The sequence below is a fragment of the Brevibacillus sp. BC25 genome, from assembly GCF_000282075.1.
In the GTDB taxonomy this organism is placed as follows: Bacteria; Bacillota; Bacilli; order Brevibacillales; family Brevibacillaceae; genus Brevibacillus.
Genome location: NZ_AKIX01000041.1, coordinates 16,240 through 36,245 on the forward strand (window position 1 = coordinate 16,240; position 20,006 = coordinate 36,245).

16 protein-coding genes are annotated in these 20,006 nt (G+C 47.6%); 10 read left to right on the forward strand and 6 right to left on the reverse strand.

Annotated elements, in window-relative coordinates:
• The first annotated feature begins 9 nt into the window (after nt 1-9).
• Together PMI05_RS12725 and PMI05_RS12730 are read left to right on the forward strand one after the other, a co-directional pair.
• The gene (locus PMI05_RS12725; RefSeq protein ID WP_039960702.1) at nt 10-879 is read left to right on the forward strand and encodes an effector binding domain-containing protein; all 870 of its coding nucleotides are present in this window, start codon (nt 10-12) and stop codon (nt 877-879) included.
• A 117-nt stretch (nt 880-996) separates the two neighbouring features.
• Nucleotides 997-1,491, forward strand: coding sequence for an N-acetyltransferase (locus PMI05_RS12730; protein ID WP_007721911.1), 495 nt, complete (start codon nt 997-999; stop codon nt 1,489-1,491).
• 499 nt (nt 1,492-1,990) lie between these two features.
• Here the strand turns inward: PMI05_RS12730 and PMI05_RS12735 are convergent, their stop codons facing one another.
• Complete coding sequence (locus tag PMI05_RS12735) at nt 1,991-4,087, reverse strand: sigma-54-dependent Fis family transcriptional regulator (protein ID WP_007721913.1); 2,097 nt, start codon at nt 4,085-4,087, stop codon at nt 1,991-1,993.
• 218 nt (nt 4,088-4,305) lie between these two features.
• Here PMI05_RS12735 and PMI05_RS12740 point away from each other — a divergent pair, with 218 nt between their 5' ends.
• Together PMI05_RS12740 and PMI05_RS12745 are read left to right on the forward strand one after the other, a co-directional pair.
• Nucleotides 4,306-5,439 carry a M20 peptidase aminoacylase family protein gene (locus PMI05_RS12740; RefSeq protein ID WP_007721915.1) on the forward strand — a complete coding sequence of 378 codons (1,134 nt, stop codon included), beginning with the start codon at nt 4,306-4,308 and terminating at the stop codon, nt 5,437-5,439.
• 30 nt (nt 5,440-5,469) lie between these two features.
• Nucleotides 5,470-6,882: a YfcC family protein gene (locus PMI05_RS12745; protein ID WP_007721917.1), complete on the forward strand. Its 1,413-nt coding sequence runs from the start codon at nt 5,470-5,472 to the stop codon at nt 6,880-6,882.
• 178 nt (nt 6,883-7,060) lie between these two features.
• Here the strand turns inward: PMI05_RS12745 and PMI05_RS12750 are convergent, their stop codons facing one another.
• Complete coding sequence (locus tag PMI05_RS12750) at nt 7,061-8,419, reverse strand: TrkH family potassium uptake protein (RefSeq protein WP_007721922.1); 1,359 nt, start codon at nt 8,417-8,419, stop codon at nt 7,061-7,063.
• A gap of 399 nt (nt 8,420-8,818) precedes the next feature.
• Here PMI05_RS12750 and PMI05_RS12755 point away from each other — a divergent pair, with 399 nt between their 5' ends.
• From PMI05_RS12755 to PMI05_RS31365, 4 genes are all read left to right on the forward strand, one after another.
• The gene (locus PMI05_RS12755; RefSeq protein ID WP_007721924.1) at nt 8,819-10,570 is read left to right on the forward strand and encodes an ABC transporter ATP-binding protein; all 1,752 of its coding nucleotides are present in this window, start codon (nt 8,819-8,821) and stop codon (nt 10,568-10,570) included.
• Nucleotides 10,571-10,574: 4 nt separating this feature from the next.
• On the forward strand, nt 10,575-12,632 hold the full coding sequence (locus PMI05_RS12760) for an ABC transporter ATP-binding protein (RefSeq protein WP_039960693.1): 2,058 nt from the start codon (nt 10,575-10,577) through the stop codon (nt 12,630-12,632).
• A 66-nt stretch (nt 12,633-12,698) separates the two neighbouring features.
• A complete protein-coding gene (locus tag PMI05_RS12765; protein WP_007721928.1) occupies nt 12,699-13,025 on the forward strand; it encodes a DUF1904 family protein in 327 nt (108 codons plus the stop codon).
• A 248-nt stretch (nt 13,026-13,273) separates the two neighbouring features.
• Nucleotides 13,274-13,951, forward strand: coding sequence for a sigma-70 family RNA polymerase sigma factor (locus PMI05_RS31365; protein ID WP_007721930.1), 678 nt, complete (start codon nt 13,274-13,276; stop codon nt 13,949-13,951).
• A gap of 64 nt (nt 13,952-14,015) precedes the next feature.
• Here the strand turns inward: PMI05_RS31365 and PMI05_RS12775 are convergent, their stop codons facing one another.
• Entirely contained in the window at nt 14,016-14,942 is a 927-nt protein-coding gene (locus PMI05_RS12775; protein WP_007721932.1) for a DMT family transporter, read from the reverse strand.
• A 111-nt stretch (nt 14,943-15,053) separates the two neighbouring features.
• Between PMI05_RS12775 and PMI05_RS12780 the strand changes: the two genes are divergently transcribed.
• On the forward strand, nt 15,054-16,481 hold the full coding sequence (locus PMI05_RS12780) for a PLP-dependent aminotransferase family protein (protein WP_007721934.1): 1,428 nt from the start codon (nt 15,054-15,056) through the stop codon (nt 16,479-16,481).
• Between the two features lie 52 nt (nt 16,482-16,533).
• On the opposite strand, the gene PMI05_RS12785 is transcribed toward PMI05_RS12780, so the two are convergent.
• A complete protein-coding gene (locus tag PMI05_RS12785) occupies nt 16,534-17,247 on the reverse strand; it encodes an alpha/beta fold hydrolase (protein ID WP_007721937.1) in 714 nt (237 codons plus the stop codon).
• Nucleotides 17,248-17,423: 176 nt separating this feature from the next.
• On the opposite strand from PMI05_RS12785, the gene PMI05_RS12790 reads away from it, so the two are divergent.
• On the forward strand, nt 17,424-18,083 hold the full coding sequence (locus PMI05_RS12790; protein WP_007721939.1) for a Crp/Fnr family transcriptional regulator: 660 nt from the start codon (nt 17,424-17,426) through the stop codon (nt 18,081-18,083).
• A gap of 179 nt (nt 18,084-18,262) precedes the next feature.
• On the opposite strand, the gene PMI05_RS12795 is transcribed toward PMI05_RS12790, so the two are convergent.
• Nucleotides 18,263-18,463, reverse strand: coding sequence for a cold-shock protein (locus PMI05_RS12795; RefSeq protein WP_007721941.1), 201 nt, complete (start codon nt 18,461-18,463; stop codon nt 18,263-18,265).
• 187 nt (nt 18,464-18,650) lie between these two features.
• On the reverse strand, nt 18,651-19,919 hold the full coding sequence (gene thrC / locus PMI05_RS12800) for a threonine synthase (RefSeq protein ID WP_039960695.1): 1,269 nt from the start codon (nt 19,917-19,919) through the stop codon (nt 18,651-18,653).
• Between the last annotated feature and the right edge of the window lie 87 nt (nt 19,920-20,006).

The following is a 20,006-nucleotide window of genomic DNA, read 5'->3' on the forward strand; positions in this document are numbered from 1 at the left end:
AAGTCAATGATGGACACGTACAAGCGGATTCAGGACGCGATTGATTTTGTGGAAGAGCATCTTCAGGAAGAAATGAACATCACAGAAATTGCTTCTCAAGCGCATTTCTCTGCGTTTCATTTTCAACGGCTGTTTCAGGCAATCTCAGGCTTCAGCGTACAGGAGTACATTCGCAAGCGCAGGCTGTCGGAAGCCGCTCTTGCACTAAAACAGACAAGTGACAATGTGCTCGAAATTGCTTTGGCCTATCAATACCAGTCGCAGGAAGCATTGACTCGTGCTTTCGAGAAGCAGTTCGGGATTACACCTGGAAGGTATCGCAAAGAAAATCATTCGCTGCCTTATCTAGCCAAGATGGACTTCTTGGCCTTTCGCCAAACGATCAAAGGAGAGATCACGATGAACAAACCAACCATCACGACACTGGATGACATTTGTATCATTGGGCGCAGGTTCCGGACGAACTTACAGGATGAGCAGCATTTTAAAGACATTCCGGGCTTCTATTATGAATTTGGACGTAATCAAGACTATTTGCGGATTCCGAATAAAGCGGCGGAAGATATGTCGTACGGAATCGCCTGCGAATTTGAAGATGACGGAAGCTTTTCTTTTGTGATCGGGGAGGCTGTGAATCTTGTTCCTGATGAACTACCCGAAGGCTTTATCTCGCTCGTCTTGCCTGGCGGAAAATATGCGGAATTCAAAGTGACGGGTGACGCCGACCTTGTGCAAAACACACGTCGCTACATTTACGGAACATGGTTGCCTCAATCGAATTATGAGAGAGGCGAGGGACCGGATTTTGAAGTGACAGACGTGAGGGGATCGAGCTTTCCTGTGGCGATGAAAATATCTATATACATCCCGCTTCTATAGACGATTGTTCAGCTGGACGCAATGAATTTTACAGTACTTTCACACGCCATCCATTCCAGCTTTATACCCGTTTGCTACAGTGTAAATGTAAGAGCGAATGTACAGGAGGCGGGTAGGGTGGAAGTGCAGATTGAGCGCGTCGTAAGAGATGATTTTGCGGAAATGATCACGTTGGCGGATATGACATTACCCGATCGAATGAACTTGCATGAGCTGAAAAAGTATATGGAGCTGTTTCCTGAGCTGATTTTCAAGGCGACCTATAACGGCCAGCTCATCGGTTTTAGCTGCGCCGGAATTGATATGTACCAGACGATTGGTTGGCTTCTGTTCAGCAATGTGAGCAAGGAGTTTCAAGGCCAAGGCATCGGCAAGCGGCTAATTGAAGCCAGACTGCAAGCCCTGCGCCAGTTCCCGACACTTCGCACCGTGCAGGTTACGGTGAGTGAAACGAACGCATCCTCTATTCGCGCGCTGTCTGCCTATGGCTTCCGTCTGGCTCATGCAGAGCAGGATTACTACGGGCCGGGCAAACATCGAAATTTGATGGAGCTGCCTATTTTGCCTATCATTCAACCAGAAAAAATAGAGTCGTCCATCGTGACAACTTAGGTGGAATAACGAAAAAAGCGGAGGAGCTAGAACCTGCCGCTTTTTTTCATAGACTGGTACCGATGCTGTAGTGGAAGGAAGAAGTGCATTTCCAGTCTACGCTTCGGCCTACGCCCTGCAAGGGGATTGACTGGTCGCTCCTAAATGAATATCGGGAGCGCTTCAAACGTTGAAGTTTCGAGGAAGTATCTCATAAGTGAAGCTGAAATTCCCCGCTATTCATTTCTACGCTGGGTAGGGCTCCAGAGGCGCTTGGACTGGAAATGCACTTCTTCCTACGTGGCTTTGGTCAAGACCTTGAAAGTGATTCAAGAAGTTGTAGTAAGTAAGCTACCTTGCACTGACTTTCAAAACGACTTAAAGAATGAATAATAACATAGCTGTAAAGAAGTAATGCCATATGTTTGGAAGGAGACCGCCCGAACGAAGAGAGGATATAGGCGACTGGAAAACATGTGGCATTACTTCGGGCTCCACATCTGTTGGAAAACAACTACAATTATCCCTTGTCCTTACTCAGCAAAGCCTCCAACACCTGCTGCCCAAACGCAGTAATCTGCGTCCCTTGTTTCTTGACCCCAATCGAGACACATCCAGCGCGGTCCAGCACGGTCAGCTTGTGTCTGATTTGGGCTTCAGTCATGGAGGGATTCTCCATTCTCGTGAGCAGGGCACTGCGTCCAATACGCTCCTGACGCTTGTAGCAATCAGACAGTACTTGCAGGATTGCTGCGTAATCTCCCAAGGAGCCTTGCCTGGACAAATACGGGATTGTATCTTCCAACGTATCATCCTGGTGAGAGAGAAGTGGCGGAGTAGAGACATGCCCCGCAAAAAAACGCTCCGGCAAATGAGCCAGCTCCACCTGATTCCCCTCTGCGATGACGACTGCATAGTGAATGAAATTTTCCAGTTCGCGAATATTGCCTGGCCAATCGTAACGGAGTAGCTGTTCCGTCACTTCTCGTGAGAAGGACAGACGCTGCTTTTTTTTCTGCAAGAAATAATCAATCAGCACCAAGATATCATCTGGACGATCACGCAGGGGCTGGATGTGCAACGGCAGGACGTTCAGCCTGTAGTACAAATCCTCGCGAAATGTCCCATTTTTGACCATTTCCATCAGGTTGCAATTGGTAGCGGCGATGACGCGGACATTGACTGGAATGACGCGATAGCCCCCTACGCGCATGACCTGCTTTTCCTGGAGAACACGAAGCAGTGACGCCTGAATGCTAAGCGGGGCATCCCCAATCTCGTCCAGAAAAATGGTCCCGTTGTGAGCCAACTCGAATAGCCCCATCTTTCCGCCTTTTCGTGCTCCGGTAAAAGAACCTTCCTCGTACCCGAATAATTCGCTCTCTACCAAGCTCTCGGTCAGCCCTGCAAAATTGACGGGGACGAACGGACCGTCACGGCGCGTCGAGTGTTGATGGATGGCTTGGGCAAAAACTTCCTTCCCGGTTCCGTTTTCCCCTGTGATGAGAATCGTAAAGTCACTTTCGGCCAGCTTGGTCGCCACTCGCTTGTTGGCCTGAATAGACGGGCTTTTGCCGATGATATTGTCAAACGAATACTTGGTCATCAGTCCGAGATTGGCACTCTTCGTCCGTATTTCCTGTTCGATTTGCTGTACCTTCGTCACGTCCTGAAAGGTAATGACCGCGCCTAGAAACAGATCATCCAAGAACGTGGGAATCTTGGTCACCAAGAGGTACAAATCGCGGAACTCCAATACCTGCTTCGTTACTTCCGTGTGTGACTCTACTACCTCCAAAATAAGAAATTCGGGAATGACCTCCGCTACATTTCGCCCGATGCAAGTGGTTTCAGTCATATGTAAAATTTTCTCGGCTTCTTTGTTCAGTACAGTGATATTCCCTGTGGCATCCGTGCCAATGATGCCTTCGTGGACGGCATTTAAAATGGAGCTCAGCTTTTCATTCAGCTTCCGTTCATTGTGTACCGAGTTGGTCAGCTTGCGCCCGATATGGACGAAATCACTGATGAAGTCAGCTGTGTACAGGTTTGCTTTATCCGGAGACAGATCAAGCAGACGCGAAATATCAAAGATCGTCGTCAAATCCAAAGGGCGGTGCCCCAACTCAATGACGTTTTCAAAATGAACAGGAATCAGCTCCCTGAGCCCATGACAGACAGCGACATCTATTTGATCTTTTTCAGGAAGCGGAGTCTCGGTACCGGGTACGTACGGCACAAATGTCAGATGAGAGAATCCGAGATGAAACAATAGCTCAATCGCGCCTTCTACCATTTCGATGGAGTTGGAAACAAATAGACAGCGCGTTCCTGGCGGCAAATCCATGAGTTGATCCAATTTGTTAATGTCAATCGTGCGCCTTGCTAGCAGCACGGGGATGTCTGACGGAGGAACTGGCTGATCGTGCAAGAGACTCATATCCGAAACGAGGATGAGATCAACTTCATCATACACACTCGGGTGAAGCCGTTCTTGCATATGGTTTCGAATGATGTTCAAGCGGTTGCCGAAAAAAGACGTGAGCGTGTTTGCAAATAGCTGGCTGATCGTCTCCAGCCGGGTCATCAACAAGATGCATGGTTTCTGTTTTATCATGATGCGACTCCTTTATATCTGCCGAATAGCTTTTAGATTTGGGTGGAAATATTGGATCGGATATCTGTAAAAAACAACCTATATTATAACCTAAAAATCTGAAATTGTTCAGAAATGCTTAACTTTTATAACAATATAGTTTTGGCACAAATCTTGCTATACATCCGGTAGAGCCAAAAGAGATACTAGAGAAGACATCAAGGAGGATGATGTATCGGATGAATCCGTTCTTATACATGGACGAGTATCGCGACGAAATAGTGCGAACATACAAAGATTTGCATCAATTGGCGGAGCCGAGCTGGCACGAGGAGAAAACGGCGAGATATTTGCGGGAGCGCTTGGAGGCAGCCGGTATTGCCGTCACACGCTTCGAGGGGCATCACGGCTTTTATGCAGAGATTCCCGGAGAGAGTGCTGAAATCGTGGCTTTGCGCGCGGATATGGATGCACTCGTGCAGGAAGTAGACGGCGTCGTGAGACCGAATCATTCATGCGGACACGATGCTCACTCGACGCTGGCTCTCTACAGCGCCCTTGCTATTCAAGCAAGCGGAGTGGTGCCGCCGAAAACGATGCGCTTTCTTTTCCAGCCTGCTGAGGAGAAGATGGGCGGAGCCTTGCAGATGATGAAGGATGGCGCCCTGGAAGGCGTGACAAAGCTGATCGGCGTTCATCTGCGACCGGAAATGGAAGTGCCGTATGGTAGCGCTGCTCCGGCGATTTTGCATGGATCGTCTAGCTCCATCAAAGGGACGATTACAGGTCTGCAAGCACACGGAGCACGTCCGGCGCTCGGTAAAAATGTCATCGAAGCTGCTTCGTTTTTGGTTAGTGCGTTGCAAAACATTCGTCTGCAAGACGGATGCTCTTTTTCCGTGAAGATGACCCAATTGCAAGCAGGGGGAGAAACAGTGAATGTCATCCCTGATCGAGCAACCTTTAGCCTCGATGTACGTGCCCAGTCCAATGAAGGCATGGCAGAATTACGGAGAAAGACCGAGCATGCCATGAGCCAGACTGGGGCTTTGATGGGCATGGATGTAGAGTGGGAATGGTCGGGAGTCACACCGGCTGCGGTCGCCAATGCGAGCATGATCCAAGTAGTCAAAAAGGCAATTGGGAAAATATTGGGCGAGGACAAAATTGCCGATATATGCGTGACGCCAGGCGGAGAGGACTTCCATTTTTACGCGATTCACCGCCCTGAGCTGGCTACCACGATGATTGGTCTGGGATGTGGGCTCACACCTGTTCTGCATCATCCACAGATGACCTTTCAGACGGATGCCTTGATTTATGGGGCAAAAATCATGACAGCTGCGATTTATGAAGCAGCCCAACATTCTTAGAGAAGCGCTACACACGCAGGGGGGTACCTTATGACAGAGAGCAAGCAACTAAAAAAGAAAAGCTTATTTCGGCTAGACGCCTACGTCCTTTTGTTTTGCATCTTACTTCTATGTGCTTTGGCTACCTATGTGGTCCCGACAGGAGAATTTGACCGTGTAAAAAACGGCAATGTGACGACGGTTGTCCCGGGCAGCTATCATGCGGTAGAGTCAAATCCTACGGGCTTTATCGAGTTTTTTACCGCGATCCAGACAGGGATGGTCAAAGGCGCGCCGATCATCTTCCTCGTTTTGTTCACAGGCGGTGCTTTAGCTGTATTGGATAAGACAGGTGCACTCAATGCAGCGATTCTGACCATGGTCCGAAAATTAGGAAATAGAGAGTGGCTACTGGTTATTTTGATCACTTCCGTCTTTTCCGTATTGGGTACGTTGGGTGTCATCGTCAACTCCGTCATTGCTTTCGTTCCGCTTGGCATCATGATTGCGAGAGCGATGAAAATGGATGCGATCTTCGGTGTGGCTCTAATTTATCTGGGTGTGTATGCCGGATTCAATACGACAATTGCTTTTCCAGGAACGCTGGGCTTGTCCCAAGAAATTGCGGAGCTGCCGCTGTTTTCAGGTATCGGCTACCGCACCATCATTTATGTTACGTTTGTGATCGTAACCATTCTGTACATCGGGAGTTACGCGCGGAAGGTTCGTCAAAATAAGAGTATCTTGGGGGACGAGCTCTTTCCTTCAGATAGTGGTTCAAACACGATGGAAGTAGACACGAAAAATGTTGATTTTACAACCCGTCACAAATTGATCTTGGCGTTTACGGGGATCGTTCTGATTGGTTTTATCGTCTGCACGATCTTGTTCAAATGGGACGTAAACGAGATGTCCGGAATCTTTATTTTCATTGCGATCGGAGTAGGCTTGCTCAACAAGATGAGCGGCAACGATATCGCCAAAACGTTCTTAAAAGGCTGTCAGGGACTGATTTATGGTGCTTTGATTGTCGGTATGGCACGTGCGGTCACAGTCATTTTGGAAGATGGGAAGTTCCTTGATACCATCGTGTACGGGCTTGCTACCATTCTGGAGCCGCTCTCACCGATGGCAGGGGCGATTGGGATGTTCCTCGGAAGCGCCGGGCTGCACTTCTTGATTTCGTCCGGTTCAGGTGAAGCTGTTATGCTGATGCCGTTGTTGGCTCCATTGGCTGACCTGATGGGCATTACGCGCCAGGTAGCAGTAGAGGCTCTGATGCTCGGAGAAGGTGTGGTCAACTGCATTAACCCGACCTCAGGTGTTCTGATGAGCATTTTGGCGATGAGTGGCATTTCCTACGGCAAGTGGCTGAAGTTCATGCTTCCGCTCACAGCGGTATGGACAGTTCTCTCCATCGTGTTTATCGTTATCGGGGTCCTGATTAACTGGGGCCCGTATTAATCCGACATTCGATGACAAGGAAGGCTTCGCCAACATGACTTGGCGGAGCTTTTTTTCATTACAATCGTTCACGTGCATAAACTGTGCAACGACACATCCTCTTGCGCTAAAAAACATGTCATTCTCTACACGAAAAAATCCCCCAACGGCTACATAGCTCTGGGGGATTTCCTTTCCTCTATTGACCAATGATGATGCGTTCTTTCGGATAATGGTAGCGTACGATTCGGTCATTGCGCTTCAAGAAGAGGAGCAAATTGATAATCCCGATACGTCCGATCATCATCGTAATAATCAGGATGAGCTTGCCGCCTATGCCCATCTGGGCTGTAATTCCGCTAGACAATCCGGTCGTACCGAAAGCAGAGCAAACCTCGAACAAGACGTACTGGAAAGGTAAATCCTCCAGCCAGACGAGCAGCATGACCGCTGTGAACACCAGGATGATCGCGATGAAAAAGACGATGAAGGAGCGCTGAATGTCCTCATCAACCAGCTCTCTTCCGAACACCTTTACTTCCTTGTAGCCACGCATGTTGGCAAAAACAGAGGCAATCAGGACGAAGAATGTCGTGGTCCGTATCCCCCCGCCCACGCTACTCGGAGAAGCGCCAATGAACATCATCCCGGAGAGCATGATGAGTGTCGCGGTCGACAAGAGGCTGATATCCATCGTAGCGAGACCGCCGCTTCGTGAAGAGACGGAGTGGAACAACGAATAAAACAGCATTTCATGCCAGGTCTTATCGGCCAAAAACTGATTTCGTTCAAAAACGAAAATGAGCAGGGCGCCAATGGCGATCAAGGAAAAGAAAGTCAGTGTCGTAATCTTGGTGAAGAGCGAAAAGGTGAAACGCACTTTTGCACGCCGATAGGACAAGTACGTTCTCAGCTCCACGAGTACGGGAAACCCGATCGCTCCACAAATAATCAAGATCATCACGATAGTCTGAAACACGTAATCGTGGGTAAAGTCGAGCATGGAGTTTCCGTGCAGGTCAAACCCGGCATTCGTAAAAGCACTGACAGATGCAAAGTAGCCGTGGTAGAACGCGGTGTACCAATCGTCGTAGTAGCCGGCGTAAATAAAATGACTGCCTAACAGGATGGTTCCCACCAGCTCGATCAAGAGCGCGATCACGAGAATATTGCGCATCAGGTCGACCAGACCGGACAACGTGGAGCGGTTGTGGTCTGTCGCGATCCAGATGCGCTGTTCCAGACCGATTTTTTGACCCATGAGGATCCAGATGAACGTTCCGAGTGTCATGATTCCGACCCCGCCAACCTGGAAGAGCAACGTAAGAAAGAGAATCCCCCACTGGTTGAAAACCTCATGAATCGTAATGACAGTTAGCCCGGTAACGCTGATGGCACTCGCCGCGGTAAACAAAGAGTCAATAAAAGAAAGGGAGACTCCCGGCAAGTGAAAAAACGGCAATGACAGAAGAAACGCTGAGATCAGGATGAGCCCAACGTAGGCGAACACGATGATTTGAACAGATGTCAATCGACGCTTTTGATTGGATGATAACAAAATAAATGGCCTCCTGAATAAGCTTCATGAGGATAATCATACCAAATAAATGAAGGGAAGCAAAAGCGCGGAAAAGATCAGTTGACAATGTATCCGCAAGAATGGTAAAGTTCAGAATGTATTTATTGGAAATTCAAAATATTAATGGAAAGGTGGGCTAGTCATGAAAAGAATTGCACGTATGGGTCATCCAAACAAGGGCATACATGACGTAACCCCACCATTGATACGAGCGTAGTATCGTTTTTTTGATCTCGTTAACATGGCGTAGGTTACATTTTTCGTAACTTGCGCCTTTTCTATTTTTGTTGATGAAAAGGCATGTTGCTCACGGGCGATATGTCTTTTTTGTCCCTAAAAAAGGTCACCCAGCCAGCTAAAGAGAGGGGAGAAACACGGATGTTCTCGGTTTTGGCAAAGCTTGATTGGTTTTTCAAGGAGCATTGGAAACGTTATACGGTCGCTATTCTGCTATTGATTCTGGGCGGCTTACTGGAGATTATCCCTCCAAAAATCATTGGGGTGGCTATTGATGAGATTCACCTAGGGACGCTGACTGGCGAGCGGCTGGTATCCATTTTGCTGTTTTTCGGTGTATTGTCTGTCGCGATTTATTGGGTCAATTTTATCTGGATTCGGAAGCTGTTTGGGGGAGCGTTTCTGGCGGAGCGGACTTTACGGTCGAAGCTCATGACGCATTTTTTGCAGATGACGCCAACGTTTTATCAGCGCAATCGTACCGGTGATCTGATGGCCCGAGCGACAAATGACCTCAAGGCTGTCTCGATGACGACAGGCTTCGGAATTTTGACGATGGTGGACTCGCTATCCTTTACAGGGGCGATTGTGCTGACGATGGGCTTTTTGATCAGTTGGAAGCTAACCTTAGCGGCGATCCTTCCATTACCGTTCATGGCCTACATCATCAAGCAATATGGGAAAAAAATTCACGAGCGTTTTTCTACTTCACAAACATCGTTCGGCGAGCTGAACGACCGCGTGCTGGAATCCGTCTCTGGCGTTCGCGTGATTCGAGCTTACGTACAGGAGATGGCGGATCAGGAGCGCTTTCGCCAAAAAACGCATGAAGTGTATCAAAAAAATATCGATGTGGCGAGAATCGATTCGTTGATTGAGCCAACCGTCAAAATATTGGTTGGAATCAGTTATATGATCGGCTTGATCTACGGTGGCTACCTCGTGTTCCAAAGAGAATTGACCCTAGGAGAACTAGTCTCGTTCAACGTCTATCTCGGGATGCTGATTTGGCCGATGTTTGCGATTGGCGAATTGATTAATGTGATGCAAAGAGGAAGTGCCTCGCTGGATCGGGTCAATGAAACCTTGGCTTACGAAGCCGATGTGAAGGATCACGACAGTCCGGTGCATGTGGCGGTACCAGAAGTCATTCGCTTTGATTCCGTGACATTCCGCTATCCATCTGCACAGGTTGACCAGCTAGTGGATGTCTCCTTTGCTCTTGGTCGGGGTCAGACGCTAGGAATCGTCGGACGTACGGGAAGCGGGAAATCCACACTGGTGCGACAGCTGCTTCGCGAATTTCCGGTAGGACGGGGAGCCATCAGTGTTTCGGGAGAGGCGCTAGAACAGATCAGTCTGGATAACATCAAGAGCTGGATCGGCTATGTACCACAAGAGCAGATTCTGTTCTCGAAGACAGTCCGCGAAAACATCTTGTTCGGGAACAACGAGGCGACGGAAGAAGAATTACAGGAAGTGTTGAAGCAGGCCGCATTCGCTCGGGATGTGCAGCTATTGCCCGAAGGCTTGCAAACGCTCGTTGGTGAAAAAGGCGTAGCCCTTTCAGGCGGGCAAAAACAGCGGGTCTCGATTGCTCGGGCTCTTTTGGTCAATCCGGAAATCTTGATTCTCGATGATGCCATGTCAGCGGTGGATGGCAAAACCGAAGCGGAGATGATCACGAATATTCGCCGGGAGCGTGCAGGCAAAACAACACTGATCACCACACATCGCTTAACGGCCGTCCAGCATGCAGATTGGATTCTCGTCATAGACGAAGGACGAATCGTCGAGGAAGGTACACATGCACAGCTATTGGAGCTGGGCGGTTGGTATAAAGAACAATTCGAGAAACAGCAGATTGAAGCGACGCTGACAGAAAGCGGGTGAATGAATGACGACGGGGAAAAGGCTAGTCCACTATGCAGCGATTTTTAAAAAGACGATCCTCTTGGCGGTATTGATGCTGTCCATCTCGGTTGGGGCAGAACTGACAGGACCGTTTTTGGCGAAAAAAATGATCGATACGCACATCATGGGCATTGAATTCCCTTGGTATGAGACGGCACAGCGTGAGGATTCCGTGCTATACAAAGGGAAGTATTACACCAGACAGGATCACTTGGCAGCAGGTGAGAGCACAGGTGGGGAAGTTCGTGTTCTGCAGGTGGGGCGCGACTATTATTTCTTAAATCAGGCGATTTCGTATGATGGGCAGCGCTCCATTGAGGATGGGAAGCTCGTCATTGTCAAAGGTACGGATCGAAAGGAGTACCAGGCCACTCTCTTAAGCAATCAGGAGATATTCGAATTTTTCCGGCCAGAGACAAGGGGCTTATTCACACTGGCTGCTCTCTATTTCGGATTATTGGTAGTTGCCTCGCTTTTCCATTATGGACAAAAGTTCTTATGGCAAAAATCAGCGAATCAGGTGATCGAGAGACTGCGTAATGATGTGTTCGCGCATACTCAACGATTACCCATTCAATATTTCGATCATCTCCCTGCCGGGAAGGTGGTTGCTCGTGTCACAAACGATACGGAGGCAATCCGTGAGCTGTTTACGAATGTACTCGGCAACTTCATTACGAGCGGGATTTATTTAATCGGTATTTTCGCAGCGCTGTTCTTGCTTGATGTACGACTCGCGCTCGTTTGTCTGGTCATTTTGCCAATCATGGTCGTGTGGATTTACTTGTACCGCAAGTACGCCTCTGGATTCAACCATGTCATTCGGGCACGCATCAGTGACATCAACGGGATGATTAACGAGTCGATCCAAGGGATGCCGATCATTCAGGCGTTTCGCAGAGAAAAGGAGACGATGCGGGAATTTGGCGAACTGAACGAAGAGCTGTTCACCTACCAAAATAAAATGCTACGGCTCAATGCGACCGCTTCGTTTAACCTGGTTCAGTTCATCCGCAATATCGCGTTTGTTTTGTTCATCTGGTATTTCGGTGGTGCTTCCCTCGGGATAGGTACACTGCTCTCGCTTGGTGTCCTCTACGCATTCGTCGATTATCTCAATCGCTTGTTCCAGCCGATGACACAGATCGTCAACCAATTGGCGAACCTGGAGCAATCTCTCGTCGCGGCGTCGCGAGTGTTTGAACTGCTGGATGAAGAGGGCATTGACGTTGATCCTGCAAAAGTGCCTTGCTATCAAGGGAATGTTCGCTTTGACGATGTTTCTTTTGCCTACAAAGACGACCAATACGTGCTGAAAAACATTTCATTCGAAGCATGGCCTGGAGAGACAGTGGCACTAGTTGGTCACACGGGTTCGGGAAAAAGCTCGATTATCAATCTGTTACTCCGCTTCTATGATGTAAACAGTGGAGCGATTATGATTGATGGGCGCAATGTGCAGTCGTTTTCCAAACAGCAGCTTCGTCAGCATATGGCTATTGTTTTACAGGACCCGTTTTTGTTTACAGGAACGATTCGTTCCAATGTGAGTCTGGATGATCCGTCGATTTCGCCGGAAAAAGTGGAGAAAGCCTTGTGCGATGTAGGGGCAGACCAACTGTTCCGCAGTCTCTCGAAAGGATTCGATGAACCTGTGATCGAGAAGGGCAGCACGCTTTCACTCGGGCAGCGTCAATTGATTTCGTTTGCGCGTGCACTCGCGTTTGACCCGGCTATCCTCATTCTGGATGAAGCGACTGCCAGCATCGACACGGAAACAGAGGGCATTATTCAAAATGCACTTGAGGTGTTGAAAAAAGGAAGAACGACCTTCATCATTGCTCATCGCCTGTCTACGATCAAAAACGCAGATCAAATTCTCGTACTGGATCGAGGTAGAATTGTAGAGCGAGGAAAGCATGAAGACTTAATGGAGAAGCAAGGTAGGTACTATCAGATGTATCAAATGCAGCAAGGGAACAAAGAAGCGCGGGTGCAAGAAGCAGTTGGAAAGCACGGAAGCGCCGCGGCTTTGACCTAGTTTTTTCTACTCTTTTTGCCTGCTGAACGGTAAGATAGAGCATATGGACAATCAGGAGGGATCATCATGCCACATCTTATCGTTCGAGGCATTCAAGCTGAACAAATAGCCACGATTAGCGAACCACTTGCAGTGGAGCTTGCTGCACTATGCCAATGCGGCACGGACAATTTTACGATCGAATGCTTGCAGACGACAGGTGTTTTTGGCGGGAAGATCGTAGAGTCGTTTCCTTTTATCGAAGTAGCATGGTTCGAGCGGGGGCAAGAAGTTCGTGACCAGTTTGCCCAGATCGTGACCAAGCACGTCTTATCTCTTGGCATCCCAGAAGTGGAAATGGCATTTGTCGCTTATCAAAAAGAAAGCTATTATGCCAACGGAGAGCATTTCTAAAGAGCAGCCGACAGGTGCTGTCGATTTCCCGGGAAAGAATCAAGACATTCGACAAGAGTACGGACAACTAAATGAATCAAGCATGGAATAAAGGTGTTCCTTTCGTAAGTACGAGGTTTTTCGTACGAGACGGGTGGAGCACCTTTTTTATTTAGAACGAAATTTTATTCGTAAAACCAAAAAATTCTAAAATAGGTGTCACAAACAAAAGATGCCAGTTGTTATTCATAGTGAGAGGAGGGCAAACAGTGGAAAAAACAGAATTAGAGCGCCTGCTGAGCGAAATAAAAGCAGGTTCTCTTGAACAATACGAAATCATTATCGATCATTACCAACAACCGATCTTTACATACTGCTATCACATGCTCGGTCACCGTCAAGATACAGAAGACGCTGTCCAGGAAGTCCTGTTTCGTGGCTACGAGCATCTTGACCAGTATACGTACTCGCTGTCATTTTCCGCATGGCTGTACCGGATCGCTTACAACCATTGTGCGAATGTGCTAAAGCGCAGGAAATTAAGCCGCGTGTTGCCCTTTTGTGACAAGTATGATGAGAAAGCGATGAAAGAGGAACAAGAAAGTACGAAAAAAGAATACGTGGTACAACCCATTCCATTATCAGACAAGCTTCGTAATGCAGAGATTGAGTACAAGAGCCAAAAAGGCAGTGCTTTCGTAGAAGTTTCCATCCTGGGTGACAAGAATAAAAGTGGAGGTACACTTGCGGAGAATTTGGAGAAAGTCATGATTGGCGACAATGAAGCTGTGTACTCCACTTTCGCACCTGAAAATGGGGACACCGTTCACTCTTTGGAATGGGTGAAAAATGGGACAAAGGTAAACTATAGCCTGAGAGCCAAGATAAGTGTAAGCACGAAAGAAGAGTTGCTGAAAATGGCGGAGCAAATCAACGATACGAAATAACCATTTTCCAAATAGAGGAGTACCACAGAGCACCAGGCTTTCTTGTGGTACTCCTTCTTTTTCATCAATGGCTTACGTCTCGTAGTTTATTTACCTTTTTACCCATCAACTTCTTCAAGCCATCCATATTAATCAGGATAATGCCGACAATAATCGTGATTCCCCCTGCTAACGACAGGAGATAAAGCGGCTCATTGTACAGGATGACGCCCAAGCTTAAGGCAATCAACGGAGAGATATAGAGCCACGTGGATGGAAACACAGGGTTGGTTTTGGCCACGAGCCAATAGAAAATGGTGTGCCCCATCATGGAACCAACGACGATTAAGTACAGGAGTGAGATGATCGCATTAGCCGTTAGCATCGATTCGATATGCACTTGCTCGGTGAACAGAGATAATACAAGCAGCATCGCTCCTCCATACATCATCTGTGCCGCATTCAAAGCAATGGGGGAGGTGTCTTGAAACCGTTGGATGACGCTTCGGGAGTAAACTGCACCAGCTGAATAAAAAATTTGCCCGAATAAAACTGCTATGCACCCAGCGAGCCAAAGGAAGCTGAATGAGATGGTTGTCGCACCGGGTAAAATCAGCAAGACGACACCGGCAAATCCAACAAGACAACCAGCCCACGATATGGCAGAGAGCTTTTGCCGTGAAATGCCCGTCTGAAGCAGCATGACCATGAGCGGTGCTGTTGCTGATAAAATCGCAGCGATTCCTGAACTTATATGCTGCTCTGCCCAATACAAGGTGGCAAATGTTCCAAACGTTAAACCGATTCCGGTAAAAAACATCTCTTTATGAAGTAGCAGCGAGAGACGCGCCTGTTTTTTCCAGAGCATGAATGAAAACAAAATCACACCTGCCAAAAAGAAGCGAATACCAGCAGAGAAAAACGGCGGTGCTCCCGCATCGATCCCGACTTTGATTGCCAAAAAAGTCGTTCCGAATATCAAGCACATGACCACATAGTTGAGTAGTACCATTATGATTCCTCCCTTTTCCTCATCATAAAGGGAAGGGAATAGAACAGATGAAATAGAATAGAACAGATGCTAAAATCAATCCATTATCATGGGGGAAAGGGGGGAGCTTGCATGAAAAGGGAGGCTCTTTCAAACAGCCATTCTGATAAGCTGTTCGAACAAGTGTATGAATATCTTCTGGACCGGATCAGACGCGAAGAGTGGAGGGCACATGAAAAGCTTCCTTCTGTTCGCACATTGGCGTTGGAATTAAATGTGCATCGCCTGACGGTTTTTAAGGCGTATCAATTGCTGAAACAAAACAGCCACGTGTATGTGAAGGATAAGTCGGGGTATTATGTACAACCGAGCAACTTGCTGCCAGTAGAGTCGATGGATGATCCAATCGTTTCTGCCTATGTGCACAAGAGTCACCTTTCTGAAATTCATCAGGTGCAGGCGACCTATCAATTTTCCAAAGCATTGATCGAACCAAATTTATTACCGAATCTTTATTTTTCCGAGTACGTGAAAAAAGTGTTTGACCTGTATCCAAAAGTGCTGGGCACCTACTCAACTACACAAGGAGATCAGGAGCTGAGGGAAGCACTGTGCAGCTATTATATCAGCCGTTATCATTTTCACCTGTCACCCGATGAGCTGATGATTACATCTGGTTCGCAGGAAGCGATTGATTTGGTTGCCAGAGTCCTTGTAAAGCCGCGTGATGTCGTGTTGCTGGAGAGACCTACTTACAGTCCTGCCATCGATGTATTTAGAAGACAGGGCGCCAAAATAATTCCCATCGAGATTGCGCCGCATGGATATGATTTGGAGCAGGTTGAACTGCTGATGCAAAAAGAAAAACCGCGCCTGTTTTATCTCAATCCGACCTTTCACAATCCGACTGGCTATGCGGTTCCGGCTGAACAACGGAAGAGACTGGTGGAGCTGGCTGCGAAGTATCAGTGCCTGATCGTAGAGGATGATCCGTGCCGCGATATTTACTTCGGCGATGAGCCCCCACTGCCGTTTTTTTCTTACGACACGGAGGGCTATGTCATCTATCTACGCAGCTTTAGCAAGTACATCGCGCCGGGGTTGAGTATTGCGACTGTAGCATGCCGTCCATCTATTATGAAGTATTTGATTCAAGCGAAATCATTGTCCGACAGTGGAGCACCCCTGTTGAATCAAAAGATTTTTTTGCATTACTTCTTCTCCGAACGGATGCAGCAGCATTTGGCAAAGCTGCGGATTGCATTGGCCATTCGCCGGGATATCATGGAGGAAGAGCTGTCTGTGACCGACTGGGAGTGGTCCAGCCCACCAGGAGGCTTTAATTTATGGGTGAAGCTGCCTGATTCCGTCCCGATGGAAAGCCTTTTGGGCAAATGCATAGAGCAATCGATTACGTTTGTGCCCGGCGCGATCTGTGACCCACAGCGAGAGTTAAGCTCTTGGATACGCATCAGTTATTCTTATTTGAATGAACAACAGCTGCGGGATGGATTGCAAAGACTCGTTCGTACGGTTCGCCAGTTGAACATAGAGGAATAGGAATGAAGCAAGGCTGCCGACATGATGGTCGACAGCCTTGTTTTTGGTTATTTTATGATTTGCTTACTTGATCGAGGTGATTCACCAGTTCTTCTGGTTTGGACAAGAAAGGCGCATGATCGGCTTCCATTGTAATGACTTTGCTGCAAGGTGTTTCTGTGTTCATTCTGCGTTGGAAGTCGATTGGAATTGCGTTGTCTAAAGTTGTTTCAATATAGACGCGATCGACACTTCCGAATTTCTCTTCAGTAATTTGCACGGGTTGTGTAAACGGAGCCAGCGCTTGCGGACGGCAACGTTTCATCGACGCCAGTCTCAGTGCCTCATCCTCAACTGCATTGAAAAATGTTTCTTCCACAGTCTCAAGCTTCGGAGCCAGCGTCATGTCGGCTTCATTCAATTCGAATTCCGGGCCTTTTTCTCCTTCAGACTTGCTTATGAGACTTTCCCCGTTTTTCGGCAAGAATGCGCAAAGGTAGACGAGCTTATCAATTTTATCATGTACTTTTTCAGCCGTTTGCGTAATGACGAGGCCACCCATGCTGTGTCCGACAAGGATTACTTTTTCGTTTTGTTGCTTGATCAGGTCAGATACTTTCTCTACGTAGAGATCCAGTGTCACTTGCTCTGGAGGTGTCATGTCTTGTCCACTTCCAGGCAAGTCCAATGTCGCGACTTTGTGTCCCAATGCTTCCAGCTCAGGTTTTACTTTTTCCCATACCCATTCACCTTGGCATGCCCCATGAACCAATACATACGTACTCATTTACAACATCTCCTTCGTTTCATGATGATCGTTCGTTAGTGTTAACGAAGCGATTTCTGATTAAACAGGTGTTCTTGTGTTCGTTCTTCTTGAGTGCAATAATAATAAAAATCTGTATCGGTAATCTGTGACTTTGTCACCAAGTTATTTTTTTCACAAGGAGGTTCTTCATCCATATGCAAAAGGAGCAGATTGCGGAGGTCCTTACACGTTTTCCAAGTCTAGCGGCACTTACTCCAGAAGAGTGGCAAGAGGAGGGAATCTCCATCACTATGGTTCCAGCCAACTTTACCATTGATGAAGGCGAGTTTTTGGAGAATGCGCCATTAATCTTGGATGGGCTGGTTCGCATTTTCAAACTGAGCAGCGATGGGAGAGAGGTTACGTTGTACAGGCTATCGGCTGGCGAGTGCTGTCCACTCATCGCGTCTAGTATATTGGGAGAAACGGTGTATGAAGCTTCGGCTTGCGTGGAGAAGCCGAGTATGGTCTTGAACGTCCCGACGAAGATTTATAAGAAATGGATCGAGAAGCATCAAGGCTTTCGCCAGTATATTTTTCAATCATTTGCGCGTCGATTGATTATCATGTCGAACTTGATTGACGACATTAACTTTAAATCCATTCGGGTTCGAATTTCCGAATACTTGATCGAGCATACAGGTGCGGAGAATAATTCGCTCGCCATTACACATGATCAGTTGGCAATTGAGCTGGGGACTGCTCGTGAAGTGATTAGCCGGACACTAAAGAAAATGGAAAAAGAAGGGCTGCTGCGTGTAGCGCGGGGGCAAATTACGGATATTCAACGTTCCAAACTACCTGTGGTTGAATAATCCGTATTTGAAAATACAAAAATTTTAAGAAGCGCTATGTACTGTGTTATACTGAGTCTACCATTTACTGTTCTGTAGCATTCCCTACTCCATTTACGTGAGTAGGGTTTTTTATTTGTGTTTCAGACAACACAAAAAAAGACCCCCTTACAGGAGTCTGTTTTTTGTGTATGGCTTAATTAAACTTTTTGAACGTTAGTAGCTTGTGGTCCGCGTTGGCCTTGTTCTACGTCAAAAGTAACTTTTTGACCTTCGTCAAGGGATTTGAAACCGTCGCCTTGGATAGCAGAGAAGTGTACGAATACGTCTTCTTTACCTTCGCGCTCAATAAAACCAAAACCTTTTTCTGCGTTAAACCATTTTACTGTACCTTGTTCCATTGTTATTGCCTCCTAGTGTGTAACACACATATATTACTATCCTTGCTCTCAGGATCTCTAGACGAAAATTTGCTATCTACGCTATCCGTTTGTTCGAACAAAAATAATTCTTTACTAGCATAACAGGATATTGAAAGGATAGCAAATTATTCGCGCATATTAACTAAAAAAAAATACAGATGAGCTGTTACGAAAGCATGGCGCCAATCTCTTTCAACGTAAGCTGTGCCGAGACAATTTTATTCGGATAGCTCGCTGACACCGATTCCCCCAAATGATACTCTTGCAGTGCATCAGTGTCCTTCAGCATGTTTCCTGTCAAAATGCACACGGCTGTTTCGTCCTTGTCGATCACTTGTCCTGCGATGAGCTTGCGCAATCCGGCAACCGTAGCAGCAGAGGCAGGCTCGCAGCCGATCCCGCTCTTATCCACCCATGCTTTGGCGTCGAGAATCTCTTGATCAGTCACGGAGCAGGTAACGCCGTTCGTTTCTTCTAATGTACGAAGCGCTTTTTTCCAGCTGGGCGGATTGCCGATGTTCAGCGCGGAGGCACGTGTATATGGATTGGGTTCAGGTGTCAACTCGGTGTGTCCGTCTGCGACCATGCGATGGAATGGACTAGCACCTTCCGCCTGTACGAGCGCCACTCGAGGAACTTTCTCGATAAAGCCGAGATTTTTCAAATCCTGCAAGCCTTTTCCGAGAGCCGTCACATTGCTTAGCGCTCCTCCAGGGATGACCACCCAATCGGGGAGGTTCCAATTGAGGTACTGGGCAATTTCGTACACGATACTCTTCTGCCCTTCAATGCGGAATGGATTGATCGAATTACAGATGTAGAGGCCGAGCTCTTTGCTGTATTGCTCGTAAAAGCGGATGCCATCATCGTAAGTGCCATCAAAGCTGATGACCTTTGCTCCGTAGGCGAGTGTTTGCATGACTTTATTCAAAGAAATGTTTTTGTTCGGGACAAACACGTACGATTCGCCATGGGCGAGTGCAGCATACATGGCGAGAGAGGATGAGGTATTGCCAGTCGATGTGCAGGTGAAGCGTTGATAGCCTAGTGAACGCCCGTGTGATACGGCGACAGTCATCCCGTTGTCTTTGAATGAACCACTTGGATTCTCGCTTTGTGCCTTTAGCCATACCTTGCTGTTGCTTCCTACATACGATTGGATGAGTGCAGATGCGTACAGTCCTGTATTTCCTTCGTACTTGGTCGTGATGTACTCTTCAGGAAGCTCGGGGAAAATCAGCTCTTTGTAGCGCCATACCCCGCTCGCATAAGGTGTCATGCGCTCAGACAGCCGCTCGTGAAAGACGCGCTTCAGCTGTTCGGCATCGATGGCTGACGTATCGTGAATAATGTCAAACAAGCCACCGCACGTGCATTGATAGTCAAATAAATGGGCAGGCACTTCCTTGCTGCAATCGACACAAACCAGTTTCATCCTCGCAAGATTCACCCCAAAAAGTGTGCGGGGAGAATCTCTCCACCTCTTTTCTCTCGTATGATTTTCTACATGGTAAACGGAGAA